Consider the following 23798-nt stretch of genomic DNA (forward strand, 5'->3'; position numbering starts at 1 on the left):
TGACACGAATTTATGTCATAAAGAAAACAGCAAATTTTTCAACTACATTATTTCTACATCTTGATATTCGTTGCGTCCTTCCGCTTTTTCTTCAATGGCGCGATATTCATCCAAAGTGTAGCGGTGCTTGACTGTAGAAACCATAGGTCGTTGCGATCGCATCGTCTCCAGAATAATAAAACTATTTTGTCACAGAAAATTTCCCTCTCCGGCTGAATGCAAGTTCGTATACATTAATTGATGGGCTGCAAAAATTCGGAGGGCAAAATGGCAGAAGCGTCACAACAAAAACGTGTCGTAGTTGTTGGTGCAGGTTGGGCTGGTTTAGGCGCAACTTACCATTTGGCCAAGCAAGGGTACAATGTGACACTTCTCGAAGCAGGCCCCTATCCTGGTGGATTAGTTGCAGGTTGGCAAACCCCAGGTGGTAAATCTGTTGAAGCTGGCATTCATGGCTTTTGGTATCCTTACGGAAATATTTTTGCCCTCATCAACGAATTAAATCTTAATCCCTTCACTACTTGGACTCGTTCTGCCCAATATTCACCCGCAGGTTTAGAAGTAGAATCACCAATTTTTCAAGAATTACCCCAACTACCTGCACCTTTAGGCACATTTCTCTACACTCAGTTTCAAAGGCTGCCACTTGTTGAACGTCTCAGCGCCCTACCTTTACTATATGCCGTAGTTGATTTTGATAATTCTGATGCAGCTTGGCGGCGTTATGATTCTGTGACGGCGCGGGAATTGTTCAAAGATTTTGGTGTATCTGCCAGACTTTATCGTGATGCGTTTGAGCCGATGTTGTTGGTAGGTTTGTTTGCCCCTGGTGAACAATGTTCTGCTGCCGCAACATTAGGGATGCTTTATTATTTTATTTTGGCGCATCAGCCTAATTTTGATGTTGTTTGGTGTCGTGGAACTGTAGGCGAAAAAATATTCCGTCCTTGGGTAGAAAAAATAGAAAAAGCTGGCGGCAAAGTATTACCAAAACATCGCGTAACGGATTTAATTATTGATAGTAATAATCGCGCCACAGGTGTAGTTTGTGGCGATGAAGTGTTTAATGCTGATGCCGTGATTTTTGCTGTTGGTATCACTGGCATGAAGAAAATTGTTTCTTCCAGTCCTAGCTTACAAAGTCGCAAAGAATTTCAGAATTTAAGTAATTTAGGGGCAATTGATGTTTTAGCAACACGGTTGTGGTTTGACCGTAAAATTGATGTACCTCGTCCTTCTAATGCTTGCTTTGGCTTTGATGCTACTACCGGATGGACGTTTTTTGATTTGAATTCACTGCATGATGAATATCAAAATGAACCGGGAACAGTAATTGAAGCTGATTTCTATCATGCTAATCAGTTTGTCAATCTAAGTGATGAAGAAATTATTCCAATAGTTAAGAATTATTTAGCAACTTGTGTACCAGCATTTAAGCAAGCAAAAGTAATTGATAGCAGTGTAATTCGCTTGCCAAATGCAGTGACTCACTTTGCGCCAGGTAGCTATCGTTATATGTTGCCAGCCAGAACAAGTTTTGCCAATGTATTTATGAGTGGTGATTGGATTGTCAACCATCACGGTTCATGGTCGCAAGAAAAAGCTTATGTTACAGGTTTAGAAGCAGCGAATTTTGTCATGTCCTATTTAGGAGAAGGGCAGCCTGCCGATATTTTACCTGTACACGACGATGAAGTGCATATTAAAATTGGGCGATCGCTCAACCAAACAGTCCGTCAACTAACTAAGTCTATCTTGCCTGATTTTTGGTTGCCCTAGCAATTGGCAAACTCCGAAGAATGAATCAAAGCTTTTCCTCAAAAATCAAAAATTGCTATGAGTAAGATTCTAAATAGACGGCGACTGCTAAAGTTATTAGGTATGACTGCCTTGGGAACTTCTGTTTCTAATTATTTGACTTCTCCAGCCGCAGCAGCTACAACAATAAATTGGGGATATATCGGCAAACAAGGGCCAGAATATTGGGGTAAACTTTCACCTGATTTTCAGCTTTGTTATACAGGCAAAAGACAAACACCGATTGATTTACAAACTGCCAATGTCAAAAGTATCGATAACAAAAATCCAGAATCATTGGTAGTTAAATATCAGCCAACACCTTTGAATTTAATTAATAATGGTAAAACGATTCAAATTAACTATCAACCAGGAAGTTTTATAGAGAGTGAACGCCAAGTTTACCATCTGCTTCAGTTCCATTTTCACCACCCCAGCGAACACCACCTCAATGGTGAGGAATACGATATGGAACTACATTTCGTTCACCGTAGTCAAGCAGGTAATTTAGCAGTAGTTGGTGTGTTCTTAAAAGCAGGAGAGTTTAACCCCAATCTCCAAACTATTTGGGATGTGATACCACAAACACAGGGCGAAGAAAAGCAAGCAAAAGATACTATTATTAACGCCTCTTCTCTCTTACCGACAGAACGCAGATTTTTAACTTATTCTGGTTCTCTTACCACCCCACCTTGTTCAGAAAATGTTACATGGTACGTGATGGAAACTCCCATTGAAGTGTCGAGTGAACAAATAGCTAAATTTACTCAGCTATTTCCTCATAATGCTCGCCCAATTCAAGCCTTAAATGAGCGGATAGTTTTTGAAAGTGCTAATGCTGATAAAACCTGAATTGGCGATTATTTAATTTTTGAGATAGCAATTGCTATTTTTGCGATCGCAAAATCTATTCATGGAGTCGCAGAAATAGAAGATGCGATCGCAATTACTATTTTTGCGATCACAAAATCTATTCATGGAGTCTGCGTTATTTTAGTAACGCACTCTTAGATAGCAAATTATTGCTTCGCACCCATTTCTAATACAACACTACGCATAAAATCAATGCGCTGTTCCAAATCTAAGTTTTCAATACTTTCTACAAAATCATTTGTTTCTTCAGGTAATTCATAGTCAGAAGGTACGGTGATAATTTGATTGTTTTCCATACCTTGTGCTAGGCGTAACCACAATTCCAATTTGCCACTGGAATGTAAGCTAGTGTAAGCACGACTGATATCAGAGTTTGCATTGCTGGCGATATCACGTTGTGCTTGTAATTGCTTTTCTCTTGGCAAAGCCAGGATTTGATCATATACAGCATTAGCTGTATCTACTTCAGCAGGAACATTTCCTGAAGGAAGAATTTCATCTTTGATATCGAGATAGCCAAACCATAGTAAAGCTAATTGAGTATCAACATCAAATTGGCGAAATTGTTGTACAGCCTGTCTTGTGCGTTCGTCGGTTGCGTAAGTCATAAAATATCTCTGATCGCTTGAATTCAACAAAGTAATGAAAATTACTTATGGCAGTTATCTGTCACTCACTTTCAAAATGCTATAAATCAAGCGTTTTGCTTTAACCCTACTGGAGACAGAAATGACTTTTGCCGCTTTTGACAGATGTAAATAATACATTGGAGACTAGCAAATAACGGATTACAGTCAAAAAGATGAGTGCGATCGCCAGTAGCATACAATACAACTGGTGTAAAAAATGAAGAGTTATTTAATTATTTGAAACTCGCCATCTTTAGGAGAAACTAAAAAAACTAAATCTTTTATGTTTTGTTCGTTAACAATGCGATCGTGCTTCTGATCAAACTGCACTTTGGTTTTAGCACCTTCTACTACAAAATTAGACTTACTTAGTTCTTCATATAAACGTTTTCGGGTTGGATTCTTACCACTTCTCCTTAAACCTTCCACCAGTGCTTGAGTTGCATCGTATGTCATTGCACTTGCATAGCTGATTTTTGTAGTTCCCCAAAGTTTGAGAGATTCTTCCTCTATTACAGATAAATTATCATTGCTTCTGTGCCAAGGAATAGCAACAACTAACTTAGCGTAGGGTATTTCACTAATTTGTGAGATATTAACATAGGATGTATCTCCTCCTAAAATAATTGCATTTCCACTACTTCGTAGTATTTTGGCAATTTCCTGTTGTAATATATCATCACTTATCGTCAATACAATACAGTCAGCTTTACTTTGTTTTACAGCTTCTAAACATTGAGATATAGTATTAAATTGATATCCAGCTAAATCACATTTATTAACAATTTCTCCCTGCTTTCCAATAATTTTTTTAAATCTTTCACTAAAAGTTTGACTAAAAGATTTACTATAAGGCTCTTTACTATTCAGAAAAATTGCTATTCTATAACGTTCATTTTTCAAAATGTAATTACTGAGAACCTCAGATATCTTGTCATCAGTTGGAGAAACCCGAAAAACAAAATCATTAATTTCAAAAATCTCTGCTTGATTAAAGGTAGTTCCTCTTACAGCTGTGCTAGTAGGAGAGATGCTGACTAATCTTTCATTACCGTATTTTTTATCTCCGTAAACTTTCCCTGCCGCTAAAGTGATTAAACTAGAATTATGCCCTATAACACCTAGAGTCTGTTTATCTTGCTCAACAATTTGTTTAGCAACTTGTTGCGCGGTATCTGTTCGGTGTTCATCTTTGCAAATCTGGACAAGTAACATCTGTCCATTTATGAGTTTGTTTACTTGGGTATTAATTTCGTCCTGAACAATAGCCACTCCACGTAAAATTTGTTCAGCCAAGCCATTGTCACTTTCTATTGGAACACATACTGAGATTTTAATAAATTGTTTACTTTTAGCAGCTCTAGCATTATTTAAATAAATCCGAGTTTCAGGATCATTTTTCTTAAAATTATTTAAATATCTAGAAAAGCTAGAAATTGCTTTATCATAATTTTGATTTTTAAAAGCTGTTGCTCCTTGTTCAAAGTCAATGTTGTTTCCCAAACCTAGTGGTGAGGTAATCAGTTGTTTTTCTCCACAACTAAAGTAAGAATCATCAATACAAAGTGTTTTAGGCTGTAAGGCAAAATATGCCCAAGTACCCAAGCCTATAATTCCACTTCCGAAACATACCATTAGTACTTTTTTCCATAAGGGTACTGATGGTAATGATGATTCTTGGGACAATTGTTGTAAAGACTGTTCTTGTGTTATTAGCTGCTGATTTTGGGTGGGAAATGAATTTTGAGATACTGTCTGTAAAGACTGTTCCTGTGTAAATAATTGTTTTGGTAGTGACGTTGACGCTGATACTTCTTTATTTTCTAAAACTTCCATTACCTGACGCGCTGACTGGAAACGATAGCTAATATCAGCCGACAGCATAGCATCTAAAATCGTGGCAAGTCTGTCACTAACATCAACATATCTTCTCCAACTCCAGATGTCTCCAATTCGCAAGTTGTCCGGTGGTTTTAATGTTAGTAAACAAACACAAGTGGCTGCTAGAGAATATAAATCTGAAGATGGAGATACAGCTAAACCTGCTCTTTGTTCTGGTGAGGCGTATCCAGGCGTTGATATAGCTATTGATTGTTCTGCGGGTATACCTGCGATCGCTTGTTTTACAGCACCAAAATCTATAAGATAAGGAATTCCTCTTTGTTCTAGAATAATATTTTCTGGTTTAATATCTCTGTGGATTAACATCACAGGTTGCAAGCTATGGATATAATCTAAAACTGGCAAAATTTGTTGCAAAAGATTGACAACTTCATCTTCTGACCATTGTTCGTTTTTTATTTGTCGCAGGTTGCTACCGTGTATATAATCTTGTACCAAATAAAATAATATTTGTGTGGCTTCTACTACTTGTTCAGATTCATCAGGATTAGGAGCAGAAATTTCAAAAAAATCCCATAATCTAGGGATTTGTGGATGGTTTAAATGGCGTAAAGCTTGTGCTTCTCTTTTAAAAGAATTTTGAATATATTGCAACTGTGCAGGTGTCCAAGGTGCGTTAGAAATATTTGTTAGTCGTAACTGTTTGATTAAGCACTCATGTTCTAAATTACAATCCCAGGCGCGAAAAGTTTTGCCAAATCCTCCACTACCTATTTGTTCTAAAGATATGTAGCGATTTTTTAAAACTAGTCGCATTCCACAATTACTACAGAATTTTTGTTTACCCTTGGCGTGGCGAAATTCATCAGCAATTTCGTCTTCTGGAGTTCGACAGTGAGGATTTGTACAGTAAACTCTCATAGATTAACCTTGAGGTAAAACAGAGTGATAAATCGCCTATATTTGTTCAATATCAACAACGTAATAATTCCACAGAACACACTTGGAAAATTCCAATCCTGAGCAAGCATCAATTATCACTAGGATATTGCTGAGTATATTTTTTTGTATAATAAGATGTTTTTTTGTCTAGCACAAATGATTTGAGATACCTTATATAAAAGCTACTGGGTCTAGCTTCCACTCAATGCAATATCCAACTACACATCAGCTGCTGGTTATTACATCAACGCAAAAACTAGACCCAGTATAAAATTTTAGACAATTAGATTTTTAATCTTAGCGTCTGCTACCACCACGGTAAGGCACTGCTGCAAGATAATCAATATCAAATGCAGAGAGTTTTTGAGCGTAGTTACCACCAGGATTAATTGCTGCTGCCAAATCTGCAAACTTGCGTGGATCACCTTCGGCAAGACGTTTTTCTTGGAACTTGCGGGTGTAGAATTTGTCCAAAGTAAAGCGCCAGTCGGTTTGAACTGTACCTGCTTTTTCTTGGAAGTCTTCGCCGTAGCGAGGTGTCACCAAGTTATGAGGACGGTCTACCAAGCGTTTACGTTGATAGGGTACGGTGTTGTCACCGAAGGCTTGAGAGTATTCTTCGCTGTCTACAATAGCATCAACAAACCCACCAAAACCTTTGGTTCCAATTACGATTGACCAAGCGATTTCTTCTTCTTTGTTGTAAGCAGAACGACCTAATAAGCGTTTGAGGGTAATGTCAACTAAACGATAGTTGTTGTTGACTGAAACAACCAAACGATAGAAAGCTTCAGACTTAGCTAAACCACGAATAAAGTCACGCACGGAAATTGCGCCAGTTTTAAGTTGAGATTCTAAAGTTTTTTGGCGGTTGAACTTCAGAATTTCATGTTCGCTGAAAACTTGGCGGTAAGCTGCCCAAATGATGTTTTGGATATCAGTGTAAGAACTGACATCTTCTAAACGATAGATATAGGGTGTATTTTCATTTTGGTCAGCAACACCAAAGCTTTTGACTCGGTGGTTTTGACTGCTTGGTTTGTATTGAAGTAGTGGCAGTGCCATGCTGCTTTTTTCCTCTTATTAAAAGATTACACAGAGATTAGCTGGTGAAGAATGAGGAGGTTTGATTGCTCAAATCCTCACTCATGCTTTATCTATTGTCCCGCATTAGGTTAGAAGCCAGTATTAATTCCTAACCAATTTAGTACCAACAAGAAAGTTATTCCTGCGGACATTACAAGTAATACGCCGAGTAATGCAGCTCCATCAAAGTTCTTGCTAGATATATATGACGTAGAACGATAACGCCCAGTGTTAACAATACCTGCCCGATCTCGATAGTCAGCACCATAGCGGGGTGTAAAGCTGAATGGTCGGTCTATGGTCATACGTTTGCGCTGATAAGGTACAGTGTAGTCACCGAAGGCTTGAGTGTATTCTTCACTGTCAATCAGAGCATCCACAAATCCACTCCAACCGCGAGTGGCGATTTGAATAGACCAGGCTATTTCTTCTTCCTGATTGTAAGGAGCGCGACCCAACAAACGTTTCAGGCACATTTCTACCAGCCGATAGTTGTTATTTGGTGTTACAACTAACTGATAGAATCGGTCTGATTTAGCCAAACCTCGGATAAAGTCTCTAACCGTGATTGACCGATTTTTGAGTTGGGTTTCTAGGGCGATTTGGCGGTTAAATTTAAGAATTTCCTGCTCATTAAAGACTTGGCGATATGCTGCCCAAATTAGTCTTTCAATTTCGCTAGGAGAGTTAGCTGTTTCTAAACGGTAGATATAAGGTGTATCTTCGTTGATATCTGCTGTACCAAAACTACTAACTCTTTGATTTTGACTTGTGGGTTTGTATTCCAGTAAAGGTAATGCCATACTAAAGACCGCCTTTAGAATAAGGTTGGCATCTTATAAATTTTGGATTTTAGATTTGGGATTTTGGATTTTAGATATATCTATCAATCCATTTGTCTCCATTCTTTTTCCAAGTAACCTTCTTATACCTTTATCAAACCACTGAAAAAAAGCCCTTACCGCACGGGGAAGTTAGCACTGGAATTGATAGACACCGGAATACCTTGGGGTACGGTTTCTCTTGTGGTGTCAGGAATTTTGATGTTGGCGATGTTAACTGGTGTGTAGCTAACTGTTCTAATGCTGAGGGAGTTAGCCAAAGCCAAGAAGTTTTTGATGTCGCCTTCTTTATAACGAGCATCTTCTAGCTTGTCACGCCAGTAGTTGCCGTAGCGAGGGGTAACTAAGTTGAAAGGTCTATCTTTGAAGCGGCGGCGTTGGTAGGGAACTATATTTTCGCCAAAGTTGGTGAGATATTCTTGAGAATCAATCAAGGCATCAACAAAACCATCCCAACCAGCAGTCGCTATTTTGATTGACCAAGCAATCTCTTCGTCTTTATTATAAGGCGCACGACCTAAAAAACGTTTCAGGGCAATTTCTACCAGACGGTAGTTAGAATTTGTCTCGATGACTAAACTCCGAAAAGCTTCAGATTTAGCTAAACCCCGAATAAAGTCACGCACGGTAATGGCACGATTTTTTACCTGAGATTCTAAGTTACTTTGGCGATGAAATTTTAAAATTTCATGTTCGCTGAAAACTTGCCGATAAGCTGCCCAAATTAATTCTTGAATATCACCATCAGCAGCGCAGTCTTCTATGCGGTAAGGTCTGGGAGTGTTTTCGTTAGGGATTTCGTAACCAGGGACGCGCTGGTTTTGAGAACTGGGTTTGTATTCTAGTAAGGGAATTGCCATAGTTTTAGAGTTTGGTCATTTGTCATGAAAAAAGTCTGAAGTCTGTTCGCCTTTGGCGTTCCCGCAGGGTAGTCTGAAGTCTGAAGTCTGAAATGTAATATTTCTCTTTCTGTCTTTTGACTTTCAACTTTTGACTTGAACCTTCTGCTTTCTAGGTGGTGCGGTTGCCGGGAAGGTAACGGTAAGGTAGTGCAACGGCTGTGGGTTTGACTGTTGGTTGAGGAGTGCCTACTTCACGACTGTTGTCGGGAATTTTGATGTCTTTGATTTGGGAGACAACTGAAGCGGTTATGCGTTGATAATTGCGTTCGTTGGTGATTAGATTTCCAGCCATTGCTAAGAAGTTGCTGGGAATTACGCGACGAATTTCTTCTTTAGAGGCATAACCTGTGGTGCGTGCGCTGTAGAAGGAACGACCACCGAGGAAGTTCATGGTCTGGCGATCGCGCCAGTAATTGTTGTAGCGTGGGTTAACTAAGTTAAAGGGTCTATCTTTAAAGCGACGGCGTTGGTAAGGTACGATATCGTTACCAAAGTTTTGTTGATATTCGTCGCTGTCTAGCAATGCGTCGATAAAACCATGTAAGCCCTTGGTGGCAATGACAATTGACCAGGCAATTTCCTCTTCTTTATTATAGGCAGCCCGCCCCAAAAACCGTTTTAAGATCAGGTCAACTAAACGGTAGTTAGAGTTGATATCTGCTACCTGGGTGCGGAAAACTTCAGATTTACCTAGGCCGCGAATCAAGTCCCGGACGTTAATTGCCCGATTTCGCAGTTGCGATTCTAAGAAGGGTTGGCGATTGCTTTTAATAATTAGATGTTCACTGAAGATTTGCCGATATCCTGCCCAGATAATGTCATCAATATCTTTATCGTCAGTGGCAGCAGATAAGCGATAAATAGTTGGGGTATCTTCGTTGGGTACTTCGTAACCTTCTACCCGCTGGTTTTGAGAACTTGGTGAATATTCAAGTAGTGGTATTGACATATTTACTTTTACCTTGTTTTATGGTAAACAAACAAGCTTATTAACGATAAGCTAGTTGCACACGAGCGCGGACTGCTTTTTCGGTGTCGGTTGTCAGCATTTCTTGCAGTCTGGCGAAAATAGGCTGTTGCAAATCGCTATTTTGTGCCAAGGCTTGTAAACCAACAACAGCGGCATACCGAATTGACCACTCAGAGTCTTGAGAAATAAATATAAGTGTTTCTAAGGCTCTTTTGGGTGCTGTATGGCTTTCGGGATAATCTAGCTTATGCCAGTGTAAGTTTCCTAATCCTTTGGCAGCAGCACGGCGGACACTAGGAGCAAAGTCTGTAGCAGCTGCACTGATTAATAAATCTAAAGCACGAGGGTCAGCGATCGCCGCTAAGGTGCGAATCGAATAAGCCCGCGCGCCATAGTTGTAATCATCAATTTGAGATAGTAGCTGCGGTACTGCGATTTCTCCCATTTCTGTGAGGGCAGTTGCTGCTAACGCTGCGGCTGCTGGGTTGTTATAACCAAATACAGCAATCAGGGTAGGAATTGCAGTTACATCTTTTGTGGCTGCCAAGTTCTGCACTGCTGTCACCATTTTCGCTGGTGTATCTGCTAAGGCGACGGCATTAATTAGTTCATCAGTCATTCGTCATCTGCCAATGGTCAATGGTCAATGGTCAATATGTCCGTAAACTAGTATCAAGACCTTGTATGGTAATGGTCAAAATCTAATTTCTGGGTAAATCTCATAGTCAATGTTAATGATTATTGACTATGGACTAATGACCATTGACTATTGACTATAAAAGTGAATCCATCAAGTTCATTACCCGAATTGCGTCATCAGATACAGATAAACCATCTAACTCATCTGTAAGTTGATGTTCTAACAATCCTTTGAGGGCAATAAGTTTGAAGCTATTTTCCACCTTAGCCTGAGCGATCGCATCTGCCGCTGCCAAATACCCAATTACACCCAAATCCCCTAAGACAACGCGACGCAATTTCAGATCGCCTGTTGCCAACATTTCTACTAACCGCTCTCCGTAGATTGGGTTTTGTGTTAGTTGGTACATAGCTCTGGCCGCAGCGCATTGTACTCGTGGTAATGGATGCTCACAGAAAGGCTGGATGAGAGGAATTGCCTCAGTTGCACCGATGGCTCCTAAGGCTTCTATAACTGCTTCGTAGGGCTGGGTTAGATGAGGGAGTCCCGGTACTTGCACGGCCTCGGCTACACCCCCATCTAACATTTTGATTAGTGCTGATGCGGCGGAGCGATCGCGCAACATTTCTAAAGATTGGGCTGCGGCTTCACGCACGTAAAAGTCAGAACATTCTAGGCATTCAATTAAGCTGGGTACTGCTCTGGTATCACCTAACTTACCTAATGCTCTAGCTGCATTCCGCCTTAGAGGATAACCTCCGAGTTCTGTTCTATCGGCTTCATCTTTTAATGCTGCAATTAAAGCATCTACTGCATCGGCTCTGTTAACCCGGAACTTGCCCAGCCACCAAGCTGCATAATAGCGGAGACTTAAATCTGGAGATTGCAGGTTAGCGAGTGCTAGTTCTGGTGTGAGCTGTGGCCCGTTCTCTGCGGGAAATGCTTCCCCACTGGGTTCCATCATTACCAGGGGATTATTCCTCTTCAGCAGTTAACGGTTCAATCTTGACGATTTTGCCACCGAGGCGGGTAATTCTTTGGTATTCTTCATTCATCCGGCTGTATGGCACTGTAATAAATACACTACCGCTGTTGCGAATATTGTATTTATTTTTGTCGGTTTCTGAGTTTTGCCGCAAGCCTACAACTTCGTAACGGAATACGCGGCTAGCAGATGAAGAAACGCTACTAGCACCAAGTGTGGTTTGACCGAACATTACTTCTATATCTCCTGTTTGGTTTTACAATCCCAATTTTCGGCTAGGCTGATGTAATGCTGACGATTTTGCCGCCCTGCCGATGAATTTGTTGGATTTTGTCAGAAAGCCGCTCGTAAGGTACGATAAAAGCTGTACTGCTTCTTCTAACACTGGGGTAGCCGGGATTGCGCAGTCCTGTCACTTCGATGCGGTAAACGCGATCAGCTTCTCCCACGGCGTTGCCTAAATTCCGTTTGGGAGCCACATCGGTTGTTGCTCGGAAGCCCCAGTTGTCATTACTGCCAGAAGGCCCAACAATTGAGGAAGCTTTGTTACCAGCTAATTCCCGCGCTAACCGAGATTTTGTTCCTTCTACTTGGGCGCGATCGCTATTGGCATAACCACGGTATAACCGGAAGATGCGGTTAAAACCTACTGTTTTTTGCCCTGGTTGAGTTTCAAAACCACGATAGTAAGGTACGATATTGTCGCCGAAGTTGTTTTGATACTCTACCGAATCAATGTAAGAGTCGATTTCAGCGTCGTAGCCTTTGTTTTGGTACAAGTCGAGGTGATAAACAACTTCTGACTCATCGTAAGGAGCGCGACCCAACAAATGTTTGTAGTTGAGTTCGATCAAACGAGTTTGGAAGCTGTTATAGAAAAACTTGCTTTTGTAGAGTTCTGATTTGGCAACGCTACGCACAAACTCCCGCACTGTCAGGTTTCCATCCCGCAGGAGTGATTCTGCGCTTACAAGGCGTTCTGATGCCATGATGTAATCATTACCCAAGACTTGCCGATACACGGCACGAATCACGGCTTCGACTTCTTCTTTGCTGGCGTTGGGGCGCAGTTCAACTCGACGTGCTTCGCTATAAGGCTCTGTCCCTAGCCTAGATGCTGCTGCTGTAATGGCCATTTTCTATCCCCCTATTGATGTTCGGCGGTTAGCGCCGACTGCTTGCACTAATAAGCTTTTTATTTATCCCCACATAAAACTATGCCCGGAGCCAGATCCAACTGCTAGGTGATTCCATCCAGCACTTGCATCCCTCTCCGGGCAAAAAACTATCTAGCTAAGAGCGTTGATAGCGTAGTCGATGTAGGTGTTAGCTTCGTTAGCAGCTTGACCAGATAAACCATGATTAGCTTTGATGTGCTTCAGAGCTTCTACGTACCAGCTAGGAGACAAATCAAAGGAGCTGTTGATTTCAGCCAAACCAGCAATTAGGTATTCATCTAAGGGTCCAGTACCACCAGCAACCAAGCTGTAGGTGATGATGCGGAGGTAGTGACCAACGTCACGAGCGCACTTAGATTTACCACGGCTGTCAGCAGCGAACTGAGGGCCAGGGGTTTGGGTGGTGTAGGGGAATTTTTGGTAAACAGCTTGGGTTGCACCATCAATCAAGCGTTGAGCGTTGGAGGTCAAACCACGAGCCGCTTCCATGCTTGCAGCAGCACGTACATAACGACCGTTAACAGCTTGTAATTCGGTGTTGCTCAGGAAACGTCCTTGGGTATCAGCAGCTGCGATAGCTTCGGTAATTGGTGTTTTAACCATCTTTTCAAATCTCCTTGGTATTTTTTAGTCTTTTTACCTGGTTGTCTAATACTTTCGTATTTAGACTTTTTGACTGCTATTAAGCAACAGCAGCAGCAGCGCGATCAAAGTAGCTTGCTACTTCGGAGATCAATGCACTGCAATCACCTTTGGTGATACCGTTGGGATCGTTAGCGATCGCAATAGCTGCATCTTTCATTTTTTGAACGCCAACAGCTACGGAAGAACCAGGTGTACCTAGAGCTTGGTAGGTTTCACGCAAGCCGTTCAAGCAGCGATCATCCAGGACACTTGCATCACCAGCCAAAATAGCGTAGGTTACATAGCGCAAAATGATTTCCATGTCGCGCAAGCAAGCAGCCATGCGACGGTTGGTGTAAGCGTTACCACCAGGAGCGATCAATTGGGGTTGCTCTTCAAACAAAGAACGTGCAGCGTTGGTTACGATAGCAGAAGCATTGCTGGTGATGCGGTTAACAACATCCAAGCGCTTGCTGCCTTCTTTAACAACGTTGGTTAGAGCATCCAATTGCTCGTTGCTCAAGAATTCGCCTCTAGCGTCGGCTTGAGAAGTTACCTTGGTGAATACATCTAATGTCATGGACTCTAATCTCCTAATTCCTTAGTTGAGAGATGTCTCGATTAAAACTGGTAATGTTTTATCAATTCGGGATGGCTTATAACAGACCAAGTACCGATTTGTATTTTTGCCGCTCTCAGATTTGCCTGTTACTTCATGAAGAAAATTATGAGAATCAGGGTTCGTTTTATGAGAGACTAGCAAACTTTACGAATTGATTGTCTTGTTTATGTTCTGTCTGTTATTTACCCCTACAGCTTATGTTTATACAACGCTATAGATCCTTTATTTGTTACAAATTATGAATAAATAAGTTGCAGTCATAAGAACAACCTCAAATCCTTTACATACAAGGGCTGTAACTGAGAAAAGAACAGATTTTTCGTTACATAACTTCATAAGTGAAAAATTTTTCAGCAAATATAGCCGATTTAATATTTTCTTAATTTTCGTCAAACCCTTGCCAAACAAGATATTGACGTTTTAAACCAGATTTTGCATCCGGAACGTTATTGTAAAGAAACATAAAATAAATATTTCGCAACATTTTTGTGAGTGCTTGGTTTAGGCCGGAAAAGGCAAAAAAAGAGGCTAGAGGGAGTATTAACACTCATTTCTCTATCCCTGAATTTCTAAGTTAAGGCCAAAGCCATGCGCGATCGCACCACGTTATCAGCTTCTTGAGCGATCGCATTTTGTAAAGCAGCCTGAGCTTCTGGTGTGGCTATTTCTTGTAAAGACACCGCAGCGGCATAACGCAGTCCCCAATCTTCAGGAGACAGCAAAGCCCAAATTAGCTTTTCTTGAACGCGGTGAATCACTTCTGCATCATGAGAATTGATGGCAATTTTTCCTAATCCTCGTGCAGCGATCCGGCGGACGTTACCCTGACAATGATTAGCTACTGTTGTACCCACAACTTCCGCTAATAAATCCAACGCTTCTGAAGAACCTATTTGGGCTAAAACCTGAATAATATGAGCCTGGAACCCCTGATCACCAGAAGCCGCATAGGCTGCAATTAACGGCTTCACTGTTGGATTTCCCAACTTGACTAAAGCCTCTACAGCCGCAGCCCTAACCCTTGGATGATGATGGCTGAAAACTGCGATTACGGCATTAATCACAGCTAGTTCTTCTGTGCCACTAGAACTTATGGCTGTAATTGCTGCGATTGCTTTTTCTGGTGTCGAGGCAAAATTTATTTGTGAAATTAATTGCTCAATATTACTAGAGGTAGATGTATTCATATATGTTTTGCCCATTCATGAAAAATCGCATGATCAAAGAGACTGGTTGCGAGAAGTTAAAAGGGAAAAGCTAAAAGTAAAAAGAGCAAAAAATAATTTTTTGCCTTTAGGATTTCCAAAAAATAAATTAATCATTTTGTGGGGTGGGCATCCTGCCCGCCGTATCCCAAGAGCTGGTGAGGACACCCACCCCACAAGAAAGTTTAGGATGTTTTTGTATATGGAATTCCATTTTTACTTGTTATGCTTACGCCGTGTGCAACTTTCTCTCAAACCTAACCCCCAACCCCTTCCCTAGGAGGGAAGGGGAGTAAGATTCAAAGCCTCTCTCCGCTTCGGGGAGCCAGCGCGTTGCGGAGGTTTCCTCCGTTGTAGCAACTGGCGTGAGAGGTTTGGAGAGGGGTTTCAAAAATAAGTCGCACATCGCGTTATGTTTCACTTTCTATCATCAATCTGAAAGATTGAAAATAAAAATTTAAAGTTGAATTAGTAAATCATCTATCGCTTGAAAGATTAACAAAGCTGTTTCTTTCTCATAATTGTTACTTTCCAAAAGGGTTTCTAAAATGCGCTTTAAGTTTAACAACTTCAAACTATTAGGAACTTGCGCCATCAAGATAGCCTGTATAGCTTGTTGATGACCAACTGCACCCAAGTCAAAAAGTGCTGCCCAACGTAAATACATATTGTCGTGGTTGAGGTTTTTGACAATACGTTCAATGTATTGGGGTTCCTGAGTTAAAAGATACATATATCGAGCCGCAGCACATTGCACTCGTTCCGAAGGATGTTTCAGAAATGGTTCAATTTGTGGACGGGCTGACCAAACTTGAAACGTCGCTAATGCTTCAATCAAAGCTTCGTAGGGTTGTTCTTGATTCTTTTGCAAAAGATTGAGCAAAGGAGTCACGGCTGTTTTATCACCAATAGCAGCTAAAGCAGCGATCGCTGCTTCCTTGAAACGCAAATCTTCGTCGCACTCTAACGCTGTTATTAAAGCTGTTACAGCTTGGGAATTTTTCAATTGTCCTAAAGCCCTTGCCGCTTGACGGCGCAACGGATAACCACCCGATGGAATACGATAACGTTCATCAAACAAAGCATCACATAACGCCGTACAAGCTGCTTGCACTTGATGTTTGCCTAACCACCAAGCAGCATAATAACTAATTTGGTTATCGTCACTAGATAATGCAGCGATCGCTGTTTCTGGCGAAAGAATTGGTTCGGCAAAGTTAGTGGTAGTCATTGCTAAATCAGGGTGTAAGAGTTTAAGGGTGTAAGGGTGTAGGGGAATTTTTTACACTCATATACCCCTACACCCCTACACCCTGTCTAAAAGAGAATTTTTATCTTTCTCTCAGACTACTTACTTAGTTTTAAATACTAAGTAAACTAAAATTTACTCAGCATTCAGCACTTTTCACACTTGTGAAATTTTGACTATTTTGCCACCGCGCTTGTGAATTTCTTGGTATGTAGCTGAGAGGCGTTCATAAGGCACAGTGTAAACTTGTCGGCTGCGGCGAACTGATGCTTGAGAACCGATTGTACCGGCGATCGCTTCCACAACGAACATCCGATTATCTCCCCGGATAGCCGAACTAATTAAAGTTGGTGCTGCTGAGACAAAGCCTGTACCTGCGGAAGTAGGTGGCAAAATTCCATTAGGCAAATTCAATGAAACTTTAGTCCGCAAGCGAGAATTTTTCCGCCCCATTTGAGCATTATCACTGTTACCGTTACCACGATAAAGCTCGAATATGCGGTTAAATCCTACTGTTTTCATTCCAGGAATTGATTGAAATCCCCGATGGTAAGGAACAACAGAATTTCCAAAAGCATTGTCATATTCTGGGCTATAAATGTAAGATTCAATATCTGCATCGTAGCCACGAGCAGCATATAAATCTACATGGTAAGCAATCTCTGATTGATCGTAAGGCGCACGTCCCAATAAGTGCTTATAGTTTAATTCGATAAACCGCACTTGGGAATTGTTATAAAAAAAGCATTCTTTGTAAAATTCAGATTTTGCCAAAGTCTCAACAAATTGCCGCACGCTAATTTTGCCATTACGCAATAAAGCTTCTGCACTAGTAAATTTTTGGCTGGCATAGATTCCTTGACGACCAAAAATTTGTTGATAGGCAGCCCGAAATACTTTTTGTAATTCGTCTTCAGTCCAATTTTGCCTTAGCTCAACTTTAATGCCGATTTCATCTCTAATGCCTAGCCGTTCTGCGACTGAACTACTCATTTTGACAATCGCTCCTTTTTCGATTTTTCTTGTTACTGAAGAAGAATACAGAAGTCACAATTCGGAAATCAGAATTTATTAGTTGCAGATCATCTAAATCTTAAATTTAGATATGAATTAAGCTGATTCTGAATTCTGACTTTTTGCTTCTGAATTCTTCACATAATAAATTTGGGTCTTCGGCAGTAGAAAATAGCAACAATTCAAGTAGAAACTTTTCCTACTAATTGAGCAATTCTCTATTTCCAAAGACCCACAAGTTTGTATTAGCTTAAAGCGTTAATTGCATAGTTAAGGTAGGTGTTGGCTTCTCCAGCAACATCACCAGTTAAACCATGATTGTCACGTACAAATTCGAGTGCAGCTACATACCAACTAGGAGATAAACCCAAGGCACTATTGAGTTCGCTCAAACCTGCAACTACATATTCATCTAAGGGGCCAGTACCACCAACAACACAGCAATAGCTGATGGTGCGGAGGTAGTGGTCAATATCCCGTACACACTTGGATTTACCTTCGGGAGTAGAGGCATATTGAGGGCCACTCATTTGAGTGGTGTAGGGGAATTTTTGATAAACATGATTTGCAGCTGCTTCTGCCCATTTTTGTCCATTATTTGTAAATGCTTTGGCAGCTTCTAAACCTGCACGAGCGCGGTTGAACCGACCAAATACTGCTTGCATTTCGGTATTGCTAAGATAAGAACCACGCAAATCAGCAGCTGCGATCGCTTCTGTTAAAGGTGTTTTCATAATTCTCCTAATCTCCTCGATTTTTCGACTAATTATTAACAGTCAGTTTTGAGAAAAGTTTGCAAGCAATTTCTTAAACAACAGCACTAGCTGCGCGGTCAAAATAGCTGGATAATTCAGCAATTAGTTGGCTACAATCACCTTTGGTAATTCCATTAGGGTCATTAGCAATTGCTACAGCAGCATCTTTCATTTTTTGAATACCGGAAGCTACAGCATCGCCAGGAGTACCCAGTGCTTGGTAAGTTTCACGTAGGCCATTTAAGCAGCGATCATCCATAACGCTGGCATCACCTGCTAATACAGAATAGGTGACATAACGCAGAATAAATCCTAAGTCACGAATACAAGCAGCTTGATTACGGTTGTGGAAACAAGCACCACCTGCATTGAAAATTTGCGGACGTTCAGCAACTAAAGCTCTATAGGCATTAGCCACAATGGAGGAAGCATTACTAGTTAGTCTGTTAACTATATCTAACCGCTTATTGCTATCAGCAACTACTGCTGATAAAGCGTTGATTTCGTCACTACTTAGATATGAACCTTTTTTATCTGCTTGGTCAACTACTTTGGAAAAAGCGTCGCGCATTTTCTATTCCTCCTAAAGGTCATTCATTGCAGATGTTTATGAGGTTTATAGCAATTAATCTATTGCAGAAAATTTATCGCATAACATAATAGCTATTTCAAATTAGTATTTGAAATAGCAGCATTTTGCTGCAATCAACTATTTCAAAAAACAGCTAATTTTGCTTGTTTTTTTATTGCTTTTAAAACCTTGTTCGTATTTTATATATTGGTTGAGTTCGTTTATTCTTAAGTTTTGTAAAATAGTGTTACTCCATACAGCTTTTTAGCTAAAGTGTTTCTCTACAAAGCTTTTACTCATACTGAGGCACTATTTGCTTTACAATTAAACATTTTTTGCAATCTTACTTCATACAGTCTCTCAGTTTTTTTCGGTCTAGTAACAAATAGAACTTATATATCAGGGCTTTCTGACAGTATGATTTATGGAGGTAGACAGCGCAGCAAGAATCAAGCTACTGTCCAACAAGAACTAAAACTTGAAAATTCAAGCTTTTTCAGCTTTAACTTTTGATTTGTAGTTTTGATGTAGTGTTAGTAGGTTGTTATAAATTTGTTAGAGAAATTCTGTCACTTATGCGACAATCTTCAATTTTTATTAGCTAAATAAAAATTATTTTGATTTTAAATACAAGATATACTCTTAATTTCCTTATAACTTTTTGTTTATAAGCGTTTCATAGAGCATTGTTACTATTCATCACCATTTTTGACAAAATTGTATGTGTAAGCTTTTGTAAAGCAAAGTCACGTAGATCTGAAAAATTATTTACATTCTTTTTCAAGAAGAGATAGCTACTCTTCGGCGGAGAACTTCTAACAAAGTTGTAAACGTTTGTGGTGTTGGTGCTGTCACCTCAATCCAATCTTCCGAAATGGGATGTTGCAACTTGAGTCGCCAAGCGTGTAATGCTTGGCCTGGAAGATTTACACCCACAGAACGACCAGAACTATAAACAGGGTCACCAACAATTGGATGTCCGATTTTGGCACTGTGAACACGAATTTGATGAGTGCGTCCTGTTTCTAATTGAAAGTGGATTAATGTGTAGTTACCTAAGCGTTCTAAAACGCGCCAATGAGTAATGGCTACGCGTCCACCTTGTTCTACAGGGACAACGGCCATTTTCTTGCGGTCTTGGGGATGGCGACCAATAGGGAAATCTATCGTACCACTTTCAGTTTTTGGCGCACCGTAAACTACACCGAGATATTCTCGGCGTGCAGTTTTTGCTTGGAGTTGTGCTTGTAGGTGTTGATAAGCAACGTCAGTTTTAGCGATCGCGATCGCACCTGTTGTATCTTTATCTAATCGATGTACAATTCCCGGACGCTGGACTCCACCAATACCCGGAAGATTTGGACAGTGCGCCAATAAAGCATTTACTAGTGTGCCATCAGGATGTCCGGGTGCGGGATGGACAACTAACCCAGCGGGTTTGTTGAGGATGAGTAACTGGTCGTCTTCGTAAAGAATATCTAGGGGAATATGTTCTGCCTGTAGCTCTAAAGGCTGTGCTTCTGGTATTTGTAGAGTAATGCGATCGCCTGCTTTCACATTCACCTTTTTAGATGTGCAGACTTTACTGTTAACTTGGACATTACCTTGTTCAATTAACTGCTGAATGCGAGAACGAGATATATCTGGTAATTCTTCTGCAAGATAACGGTCTAAACGTTCACTATTTTCGGAAACTTGTAAATTAAATTCGGTCTGCATTGAGGATAGAAAGTAGGTAATAGTAAAAAAGGCTGAAGTATGAAGTATAAAGTATGAAATGAAGAAATTCGATAGTAAGCTTGAGAGCGATTGAGAATGTGTGTTTTATTTACGTCAAAATCTACTAGGAACTATTCAGCTTGAAGGCTAAAGGACGAAATTTACACTTCACACTTCAGACTTCACACTTGCAACTTTCATGAAAGTTCATCAGGGTTAATTCCTTTTTCACGCAGTAAAGTACGGAGTGCTTCTAGTTGAGTTTCTGCTTGTTCAGCACGTTGACGTTCTTGTTCAGCTACTATTTGTGCTTGCTCGCGTTGTTGCGCTAGTTCTAGATAAGTGAGAAACTTTTGTCCATCAGGACGATACATTTGAAGTTCGCCATCTGATAATTCAAAGCGAATACCCAGACGAGGACTTACCCAATTGATCATTTGCGGGATTTCGGCTAGTTCATTTTCTGAACGCAACCAACCACTTAACTCTGTTGTCTCTGGGTCATATATATAGTATTCTTCCACCCTATAGCGATCATAAAACTTGTATTTGGCAATCATTTCTTTGGCAATGTTGCTGGGGGAAAGAATTTCAAATACCACTTGTGGAGGAATGTTACCTTCTTGCCATTGTAAATATGAACCGCGATCGCCTTTTGGTCTACCAAAAGCCACCATGATATCAGGCGCTCTGCGAGTTACGTTATCATCCTCTAAAGGATACCAAAACAGAGCACCAGCTACGAATACATTCGGCTCATTAGCAAATAATAGATCTAAATTTTTTTTAATCAGTACAATCAACTCAAACTGTTTCGTATTTTCTGCAATTGGCTGTCCATCAGTTTCCGGGTAGATGATGTCTTTTTTGGTAGAAGAAGGTAGTTGAGTCACCATAAGCGTAAGTCCAGATTACACAAGTGGCATAATTAATTTTAGCTTAGAATTCAAGAGTCATAATTTACTATTACGAGCTAGTAAATTTGGGGTTTTATTGAGCATATATATTTACAAAGATAAATTTTCTTTTTTCCAATGTTTTAACTTTTACTATAGATTTCAAAAATATGACTAATTACTGTACTTCTTTAGATTCTCCGGATACTCTGTTTAATTTCCACAAATCAAAATCTTTAAATAATAATTATATTTGTCTTTTTATAGTTTGATTATCATAAAGTTAATCTATTTTTCTCTGATAGATTAATTTAGGGCTGTGTCAATTTTAATCCTGCCTAGACTGGCATCTACCATTTAGCTAAATTTAGATACTGTGTTTGTAGCACTACTGTTGAATTTTTCCATAAGCTTTGATTTATGGAAATCTAATATCGTGCAGGATAGATAGTTATCAAAACAGAATTCAGAATTGAATTGCGTGTACAGGGTGGATGAATTGCACTGGTTTAAAACCCCCGCTAAATCGTACCCCTACGCTTAAGCAAGCTACACATAGCGTCTCCGATAGGAGAAGATTTAGTGGTGCTTCTAGGTGGTAGATCTGAATTCCCCACGCTCTTGATTTTGACCCCTGAATTCTTCTTCAAGCACTTATAAGACTAAAACCCCTTTTAAGCCTATGCATCAATCATATTCTGCTCACTCAGATGCTTTAACCAATAATAAAAAATTTCTGCTAGGTCAATTATTAGCTAAATTCTCCTGGAGAGAAAACAGCCTTGATTTGCCAGTGGGTCATAAATTGGCTCAGGGTTTGCCCAGAAGTAATTTCAACCTTTATACTGAGGCAAATACCAATACTGTGTCTTTATTTACACTTAAGTTTTTTAAATGATTTTTTCAGTAAGTATATACTTAAATCTTGAATTGAGTAGTTAAAGAGCTATAATCCTCAATTAAATCACCCGTAGAACATTAGTGATTTTGATACTGATGGGTTGGAGCCAATACTTCTAAATGCAAAATTTGAGTTATTGTTAAATTGACCAGATTATTGCATCGGACAAAAGCCGATTTGACTTTTGAATACTATTTACTAGTCACTACTTAGGCTATTTTTCTATCTGGCAATAGCCCAGTTTGTTAACCTTCAAAATTGAGTTAGGTTAACAAGACTTTAGCAGAGATTGACAACTTTAGAGCAAGGGGTGAAGAATCTCTGTACTAACTTAAATGTGACAGCTATATTTTTTAGCTGAACAGAATGTCTAAAATACTTTGCAGTGAATACCGACTAGGTAATTCACAAGTTTTGCTTGCCGATTTGTATTTATATTTAAAGATATTCCAATGACAACCCTACCTATTAGTAGATATAGATTCTTCCAAAAAATTCAGCCATTATCTCTGTTGAAAAAAATCACCAGTAAATCTGTGAATGGTTGTTTACAGGTGTTTAGCACATCTGGTGCTTGGTCAATATATATAGATGAGGGTAAGTTAATTTATGCTTGCTACTCAGAAAAGATGTTTGAGCCACTTTACAGAAATTTGCAACGCTTAAGTGAGCAAATTTCTACTCTACCTTATGGTATTGACGCTCAACTAAGAGCGATATTTGAAACTGGGGCTGGTAGTCAAGCTATCCCAAATCCCGATTATTTAGCGATTTGCTGGTTAGTGAATCAAAAGTATATTAGTCCAACGGAAGCAGCCATACTTATAGAACAATTAGCGTTAGAAGTTCTAGACTCATTTTTGAGTTTAGAAGAGGGGAGTTATGAGTTTATCCCCGAAAGCTTTTTGGATGATATGCCTAAATTCTGTCATCTCAATCTCCGCTTACTAGTAGAACGATGTCAAAAGCGGGGAAGAGAAGGGGTTTATCAAGATACCTCGCCATATACAGAAAATAGTTCCTCTGACTTTAATCATCAAGGGTTGCGCACGCCATTTTCAAACCCAACTCAGCCACAACCCCAACCCAAGCCGGAACCGCAATTACCCAAAATTAACCGCTATCCATCACAGCCTACTAATCCTAATCCTCATAATTATCAAGCAATTTCTTCTCCGTCAACAGAGAAGAAAGTCTACACAATATTTTGTATTGATAATAGCCCTGCTTTATTAAATGTCATTAAAAATTCTTTAGATGAGCAAATATTTTCTGTACTTGGAGTTACAGATTCTTTAAAAGCTTTAATGGAAATTCTCCGCACCAAACCAGACATTATTTTATTAAATGTAGATATGCCAGATTTAGATGGGTATGAGTTATGCACTTTGTTACGAAAACACGCATATTTTAAAAATACACCCATAATTATGGTGACTGAAAAAATCAGTTTACTTGATAGAGCTAGAGCTAAATTAGTTAGAGCTTCTGGCTATTTAACAAAACCTTTTACCCAAGGAGATTTAATGAAAATTATATTCCAACATATTATGTAA

22 protein-coding genes and 1 pseudogene are annotated in these 23798 nt (G+C 39.9%); 3 read left to right on the forward strand and 20 right to left on the reverse strand.

The annotated features are described in order from the left end of the window. Window positions 1-45 precede the first annotated feature (45 nt). Window positions 46-144 (reverse strand): annotated as a pseudogene (locus ACMX3D_RS19765) (Uma2 family endonuclease); the annotation flags it as partial. Window positions 145-267: 123 nt separating this feature from the next. Between ACMX3D_RS19765 and ACMX3D_RS19770 the strand changes: the two are divergent. Both ACMX3D_RS19770 and ACMX3D_RS19775 read left to right on the forward strand, forming a co-directional pair. After that, on the forward strand, window positions 268-1779 hold the full coding sequence (locus ACMX3D_RS19770; RefSeq protein WP_482747550.1) for a hydroxysqualene dehydroxylase: 1512 nt from the start codon (window positions 268-270) through the stop codon (window positions 1777-1779). Window positions 1780-1836: 57 nt separating this feature from the next. Further along, window positions 1837-2649 (forward strand): carbonic anhydrase, encoded by an 813-nt coding sequence (locus tag ACMX3D_RS19775; RefSeq protein WP_482747551.1) that lies wholly within the window; start codon window positions 1837-1839, stop codon window positions 2647-2649. 167 nt (window positions 2650-2816) lie between these two features. Here the strand turns inward: ACMX3D_RS19775 and ACMX3D_RS19780 are convergent, their stop codons facing one another. The 19 genes from ACMX3D_RS19780 to ACMX3D_RS19870 form a co-directional block, all read right to left on the reverse strand. Further along, window positions 2817-3278 carry an orange carotenoid protein N-terminal domain-containing protein gene (locus tag ACMX3D_RS19780; RefSeq protein ID WP_482747552.1) on the reverse strand — a complete coding sequence of 154 codons (462 nt, stop codon included), beginning with the start codon at window positions 3276-3278 and terminating at the stop codon, window positions 2817-2819. A 246-nt stretch (window positions 3279-3524) separates the two neighbouring features. Next, entirely contained in the window at window positions 3525-6062 is a 2538-nt protein-coding gene (locus ACMX3D_RS19785) for a bifunctional serine/threonine-protein kinase/ABC transporter substrate-binding protein (RefSeq protein ID WP_482747553.1), read from the reverse strand. 318 nt (window positions 6063-6380) lie between these two features. After that, complete coding sequence (locus ACMX3D_RS19790) at window positions 6381-7148, reverse strand: phycobilisome rod-core linker polypeptide (protein ID WP_482747554.1); 768 nt, start codon at window positions 7146-7148, stop codon at window positions 6381-6383. Between the two features lie 110 nt (window positions 7149-7258). Continuing rightward, window positions 7259-7972, reverse strand: coding sequence for a phycobilisome rod-core linker polypeptide (locus ACMX3D_RS19795; RefSeq protein WP_482747555.1), 714 nt, complete (start codon window positions 7970-7972; stop codon window positions 7259-7261). 155 nt (window positions 7973-8127) lie between these two features. Continuing rightward, window positions 8128-8871, reverse strand: a complete 744-nt coding sequence (locus ACMX3D_RS19800; protein ID WP_482747556.1) for a phycobilisome rod-core linker polypeptide — start codon at window positions 8869-8871, stop codon at window positions 8128-8130. A 151-nt stretch (window positions 8872-9022) separates the two neighbouring features. Further along, window positions 9023-9862 (reverse strand): phycobilisome rod-core linker polypeptide, encoded by an 840-nt coding sequence (locus ACMX3D_RS19805; RefSeq protein WP_482747557.1) that lies wholly within the window; start codon window positions 9860-9862, stop codon window positions 9023-9025. Window positions 9863-9902: 40 nt separating this feature from the next. Continuing rightward, window positions 9903-10502: a HEAT repeat domain-containing protein gene (locus tag ACMX3D_RS19810; protein WP_482747558.1), complete on the reverse strand. Its 600-nt coding sequence runs from the start codon at window positions 10500-10502 to the stop codon at window positions 9903-9905. Window positions 10503-10656: 154 nt separating this feature from the next. Beyond that, window positions 10657-11487 (reverse strand): HEAT repeat domain-containing protein, encoded by an 831-nt coding sequence (locus ACMX3D_RS19815; protein WP_482747559.1) that lies wholly within the window; start codon window positions 11485-11487, stop codon window positions 10657-10659. A 10-nt stretch (window positions 11488-11497) separates the two neighbouring features. Next, on the reverse strand, window positions 11498-11740 hold the full coding sequence (locus tag ACMX3D_RS19820) for a phycobilisome linker polypeptide (RefSeq protein WP_190700964.1): 243 nt from the start codon (window positions 11738-11740) through the stop codon (window positions 11498-11500). Window positions 11741-11783: 43 nt separating this feature from the next. Then, on the reverse strand, window positions 11784-12644 hold the full coding sequence (locus ACMX3D_RS19825; protein WP_482747560.1) for a phycobilisome rod-core linker polypeptide: 861 nt from the start codon (window positions 12642-12644) through the stop codon (window positions 11784-11786). 153 nt (window positions 12645-12797) lie between these two features. Continuing rightward, window positions 12798-13289 (reverse strand): phycocyanin subunit alpha, encoded by a 492-nt coding sequence (gene cpcA / locus ACMX3D_RS19830; RefSeq protein WP_482747561.1) that lies wholly within the window; start codon window positions 13287-13289, stop codon window positions 12798-12800. A gap of 79 nt (window positions 13290-13368) precedes the next feature. Next, window positions 13369-13890, reverse strand: coding sequence for a phycocyanin subunit beta (locus tag ACMX3D_RS19835; RefSeq protein ID WP_482747562.1), 522 nt, complete (start codon window positions 13888-13890; stop codon window positions 13369-13371). A gap of 611 nt (window positions 13891-14501) precedes the next feature. After that, window positions 14502-15119 carry a HEAT repeat domain-containing protein gene (locus tag ACMX3D_RS19840; RefSeq protein ID WP_482747563.1) on the reverse strand — a complete coding sequence of 206 codons (618 nt, stop codon included), beginning with the start codon at window positions 15117-15119 and terminating at the stop codon, window positions 14502-14504. A gap of 475 nt (window positions 15120-15594) precedes the next feature. Beyond that, a complete protein-coding gene (locus ACMX3D_RS19845; protein WP_482747564.1) occupies window positions 15595-16368 on the reverse strand; it encodes a HEAT repeat domain-containing protein in 774 nt (257 codons plus the stop codon). A gap of 174 nt (window positions 16369-16542) precedes the next feature. Continuing rightward, window positions 16543-17379: a phycobilisome rod-core linker polypeptide gene (locus tag ACMX3D_RS19850; RefSeq protein WP_482747565.1), complete on the reverse strand. Its 837-nt coding sequence runs from the start codon at window positions 17377-17379 to the stop codon at window positions 16543-16545. A 266-nt stretch (window positions 17380-17645) separates the two neighbouring features. After that, window positions 17646-18137 carry a phycocyanin alpha subunit gene (locus ACMX3D_RS19855; RefSeq protein ID WP_482752384.1) on the reverse strand — a complete coding sequence of 164 codons (492 nt, stop codon included), beginning with the start codon at window positions 18135-18137 and terminating at the stop codon, window positions 17646-17648. A gap of 70 nt (window positions 18138-18207) precedes the next feature. Next, window positions 18208-18726, reverse strand: a complete 519-nt coding sequence (locus tag ACMX3D_RS19860; protein ID WP_482747566.1) for a phycocyanin subunit beta — start codon at window positions 18724-18726, stop codon at window positions 18208-18210. 780 nt (window positions 18727-19506) lie between these two features. Continuing rightward, window positions 19507-20445 carry an RluA family pseudouridine synthase gene (locus tag ACMX3D_RS19865; protein WP_482747567.1) on the reverse strand — a complete coding sequence of 313 codons (939 nt, stop codon included), beginning with the start codon at window positions 20443-20445 and terminating at the stop codon, window positions 19507-19509. A gap of 197 nt (window positions 20446-20642) precedes the next feature. Next, complete coding sequence (locus ACMX3D_RS19870) at window positions 20643-21341, reverse strand: Uma2 family endonuclease (protein WP_482747568.1); 699 nt, start codon at window positions 21339-21341, stop codon at window positions 20643-20645. A 1353-nt stretch (window positions 21342-22694) separates the two neighbouring features. On the opposite strand from ACMX3D_RS19870, the gene ACMX3D_RS19875 reads away from it, so the two are divergent. After that, on the forward strand, window positions 22695-23798 hold the full coding sequence (locus ACMX3D_RS19875; RefSeq protein ID WP_482747569.1) for a response regulator: 1104 nt from the start codon (window positions 22695-22697) through the stop codon (window positions 23796-23798).

The organism is Anabaena sp. TISTR 8404 (assembly GCF_056847745.1).

Excerpts from the sequence above, each read along its gene's own strand:
- ACMX3D_RS19770 (WP_482747550.1), top strand. The coding sequence starts at position 268 with ATGGCAGAAGCGTCACAACAAAAACGTGTCGTAGTTGTTGGTGCAGGT.
- ACMX3D_RS19775 (WP_482747551.1), top strand. The coding sequence starts at position 1,837 with ATGAGTAAGATTCTAAATAGACGGCGACTGCTAAAGTTATTAGGTATG.
- ACMX3D_RS19780 (WP_482747552.1), bottom strand. The coding sequence starts at position 3,278 with ATGACTTACGCAACCGACGAACGCACAAGACAGGCTGTACAACAATTT.
- ACMX3D_RS19785 (WP_482747553.1), bottom strand. The coding sequence starts at position 6,062 with ATGAGAGTTTACTGTACAAATCCTCACTGTCGAACTCCAGAAGACGAA.
- ACMX3D_RS19790 (WP_482747554.1), bottom strand. The coding sequence starts at position 7,148 with ATGGCACTGCCACTACTTCAATACAAACCAAGCAGTCAAAACCACCGA.
- ACMX3D_RS19795 (WP_482747555.1), bottom strand. The coding sequence starts at position 7,972 with ATGGCATTACCTTTACTGGAATACAAACCCACAAGTCAAAATCAAAGA.
- ACMX3D_RS19800 (WP_482747556.1), bottom strand. The coding sequence starts at position 8,871 with ATGGCAATTCCCTTACTAGAATACAAACCCAGTTCTCAAAACCAGCGC.
- ACMX3D_RS19805 (WP_482747557.1), bottom strand. The coding sequence starts at position 9,862 with ATGTCAATACCACTACTTGAATATTCACCAAGTTCTCAAAACCAGCGG.
- ACMX3D_RS19810 (WP_482747558.1), bottom strand. The coding sequence starts at position 10,502 with ATGACTGATGAACTAATTAATGCCGTCGCCTTAGCAGATACACCAGCG.
- ACMX3D_RS19815 (WP_482747559.1), bottom strand. The coding sequence starts at position 11,487 with ATGATGGAACCCAGTGGGGAAGCATTTCCCGCAGAGAACGGGCCACAG.
- ACMX3D_RS19820 (WP_190700964.1), bottom strand. The coding sequence starts at position 11,740 with ATGTTCGGTCAAACCACACTTGGTGCTAGTAGCGTTTCTTCATCTGCT.
- ACMX3D_RS19825 (WP_482747560.1), bottom strand. The coding sequence starts at position 12,644 with ATGGCCATTACAGCAGCAGCATCTAGGCTAGGGACAGAGCCTTATAGC.
- cpcA (WP_482747561.1), bottom strand. The coding sequence starts at position 13,289 with ATGGTTAAAACACCAATTACCGAAGCTATCGCAGCTGCTGATACCCAA.
- ACMX3D_RS19835 (WP_482747562.1), bottom strand. The coding sequence starts at position 13,890 with ATGACATTAGATGTATTCACCAAGGTAACTTCTCAAGCCGACGCTAGA.
- ACMX3D_RS19840 (WP_482747563.1), bottom strand. The coding sequence starts at position 15,119 with ATGAATACATCTACCTCTAGTAATATTGAGCAATTAATTTCACAAATA.
- ACMX3D_RS19845 (WP_482747564.1), bottom strand. The coding sequence starts at position 16,368 with ATGACTACCACTAACTTTGCCGAACCAATTCTTTCGCCAGAAACAGCG.
- ACMX3D_RS19850 (WP_482747565.1), bottom strand. The coding sequence starts at position 17,379 with ATGAGTAGTTCAGTCGCAGAACGGCTAGGCATTAGAGATGAAATCGGC.
- ACMX3D_RS19860 (WP_482747566.1), bottom strand. The coding sequence starts at position 18,726 with ATGCGCGACGCTTTTTCCAAAGTAGTTGACCAAGCAGATAAAAAAGGT.
- ACMX3D_RS19865 (WP_482747567.1), bottom strand. The coding sequence starts at position 20,445 with ATGCAGACCGAATTTAATTTACAAGTTTCCGAAAATAGTGAACGTTTA.
- ACMX3D_RS19870 (WP_482747568.1), bottom strand. The coding sequence starts at position 21,341 with ATGGTGACTCAACTACCTTCTTCTACCAAAAAAGACATCATCTACCCG.
- ACMX3D_RS19875 (WP_482747569.1), top strand. The coding sequence starts at position 22,695 with ATGACAACCCTACCTATTAGTAGATATAGATTCTTCCAAAAAATTCAG.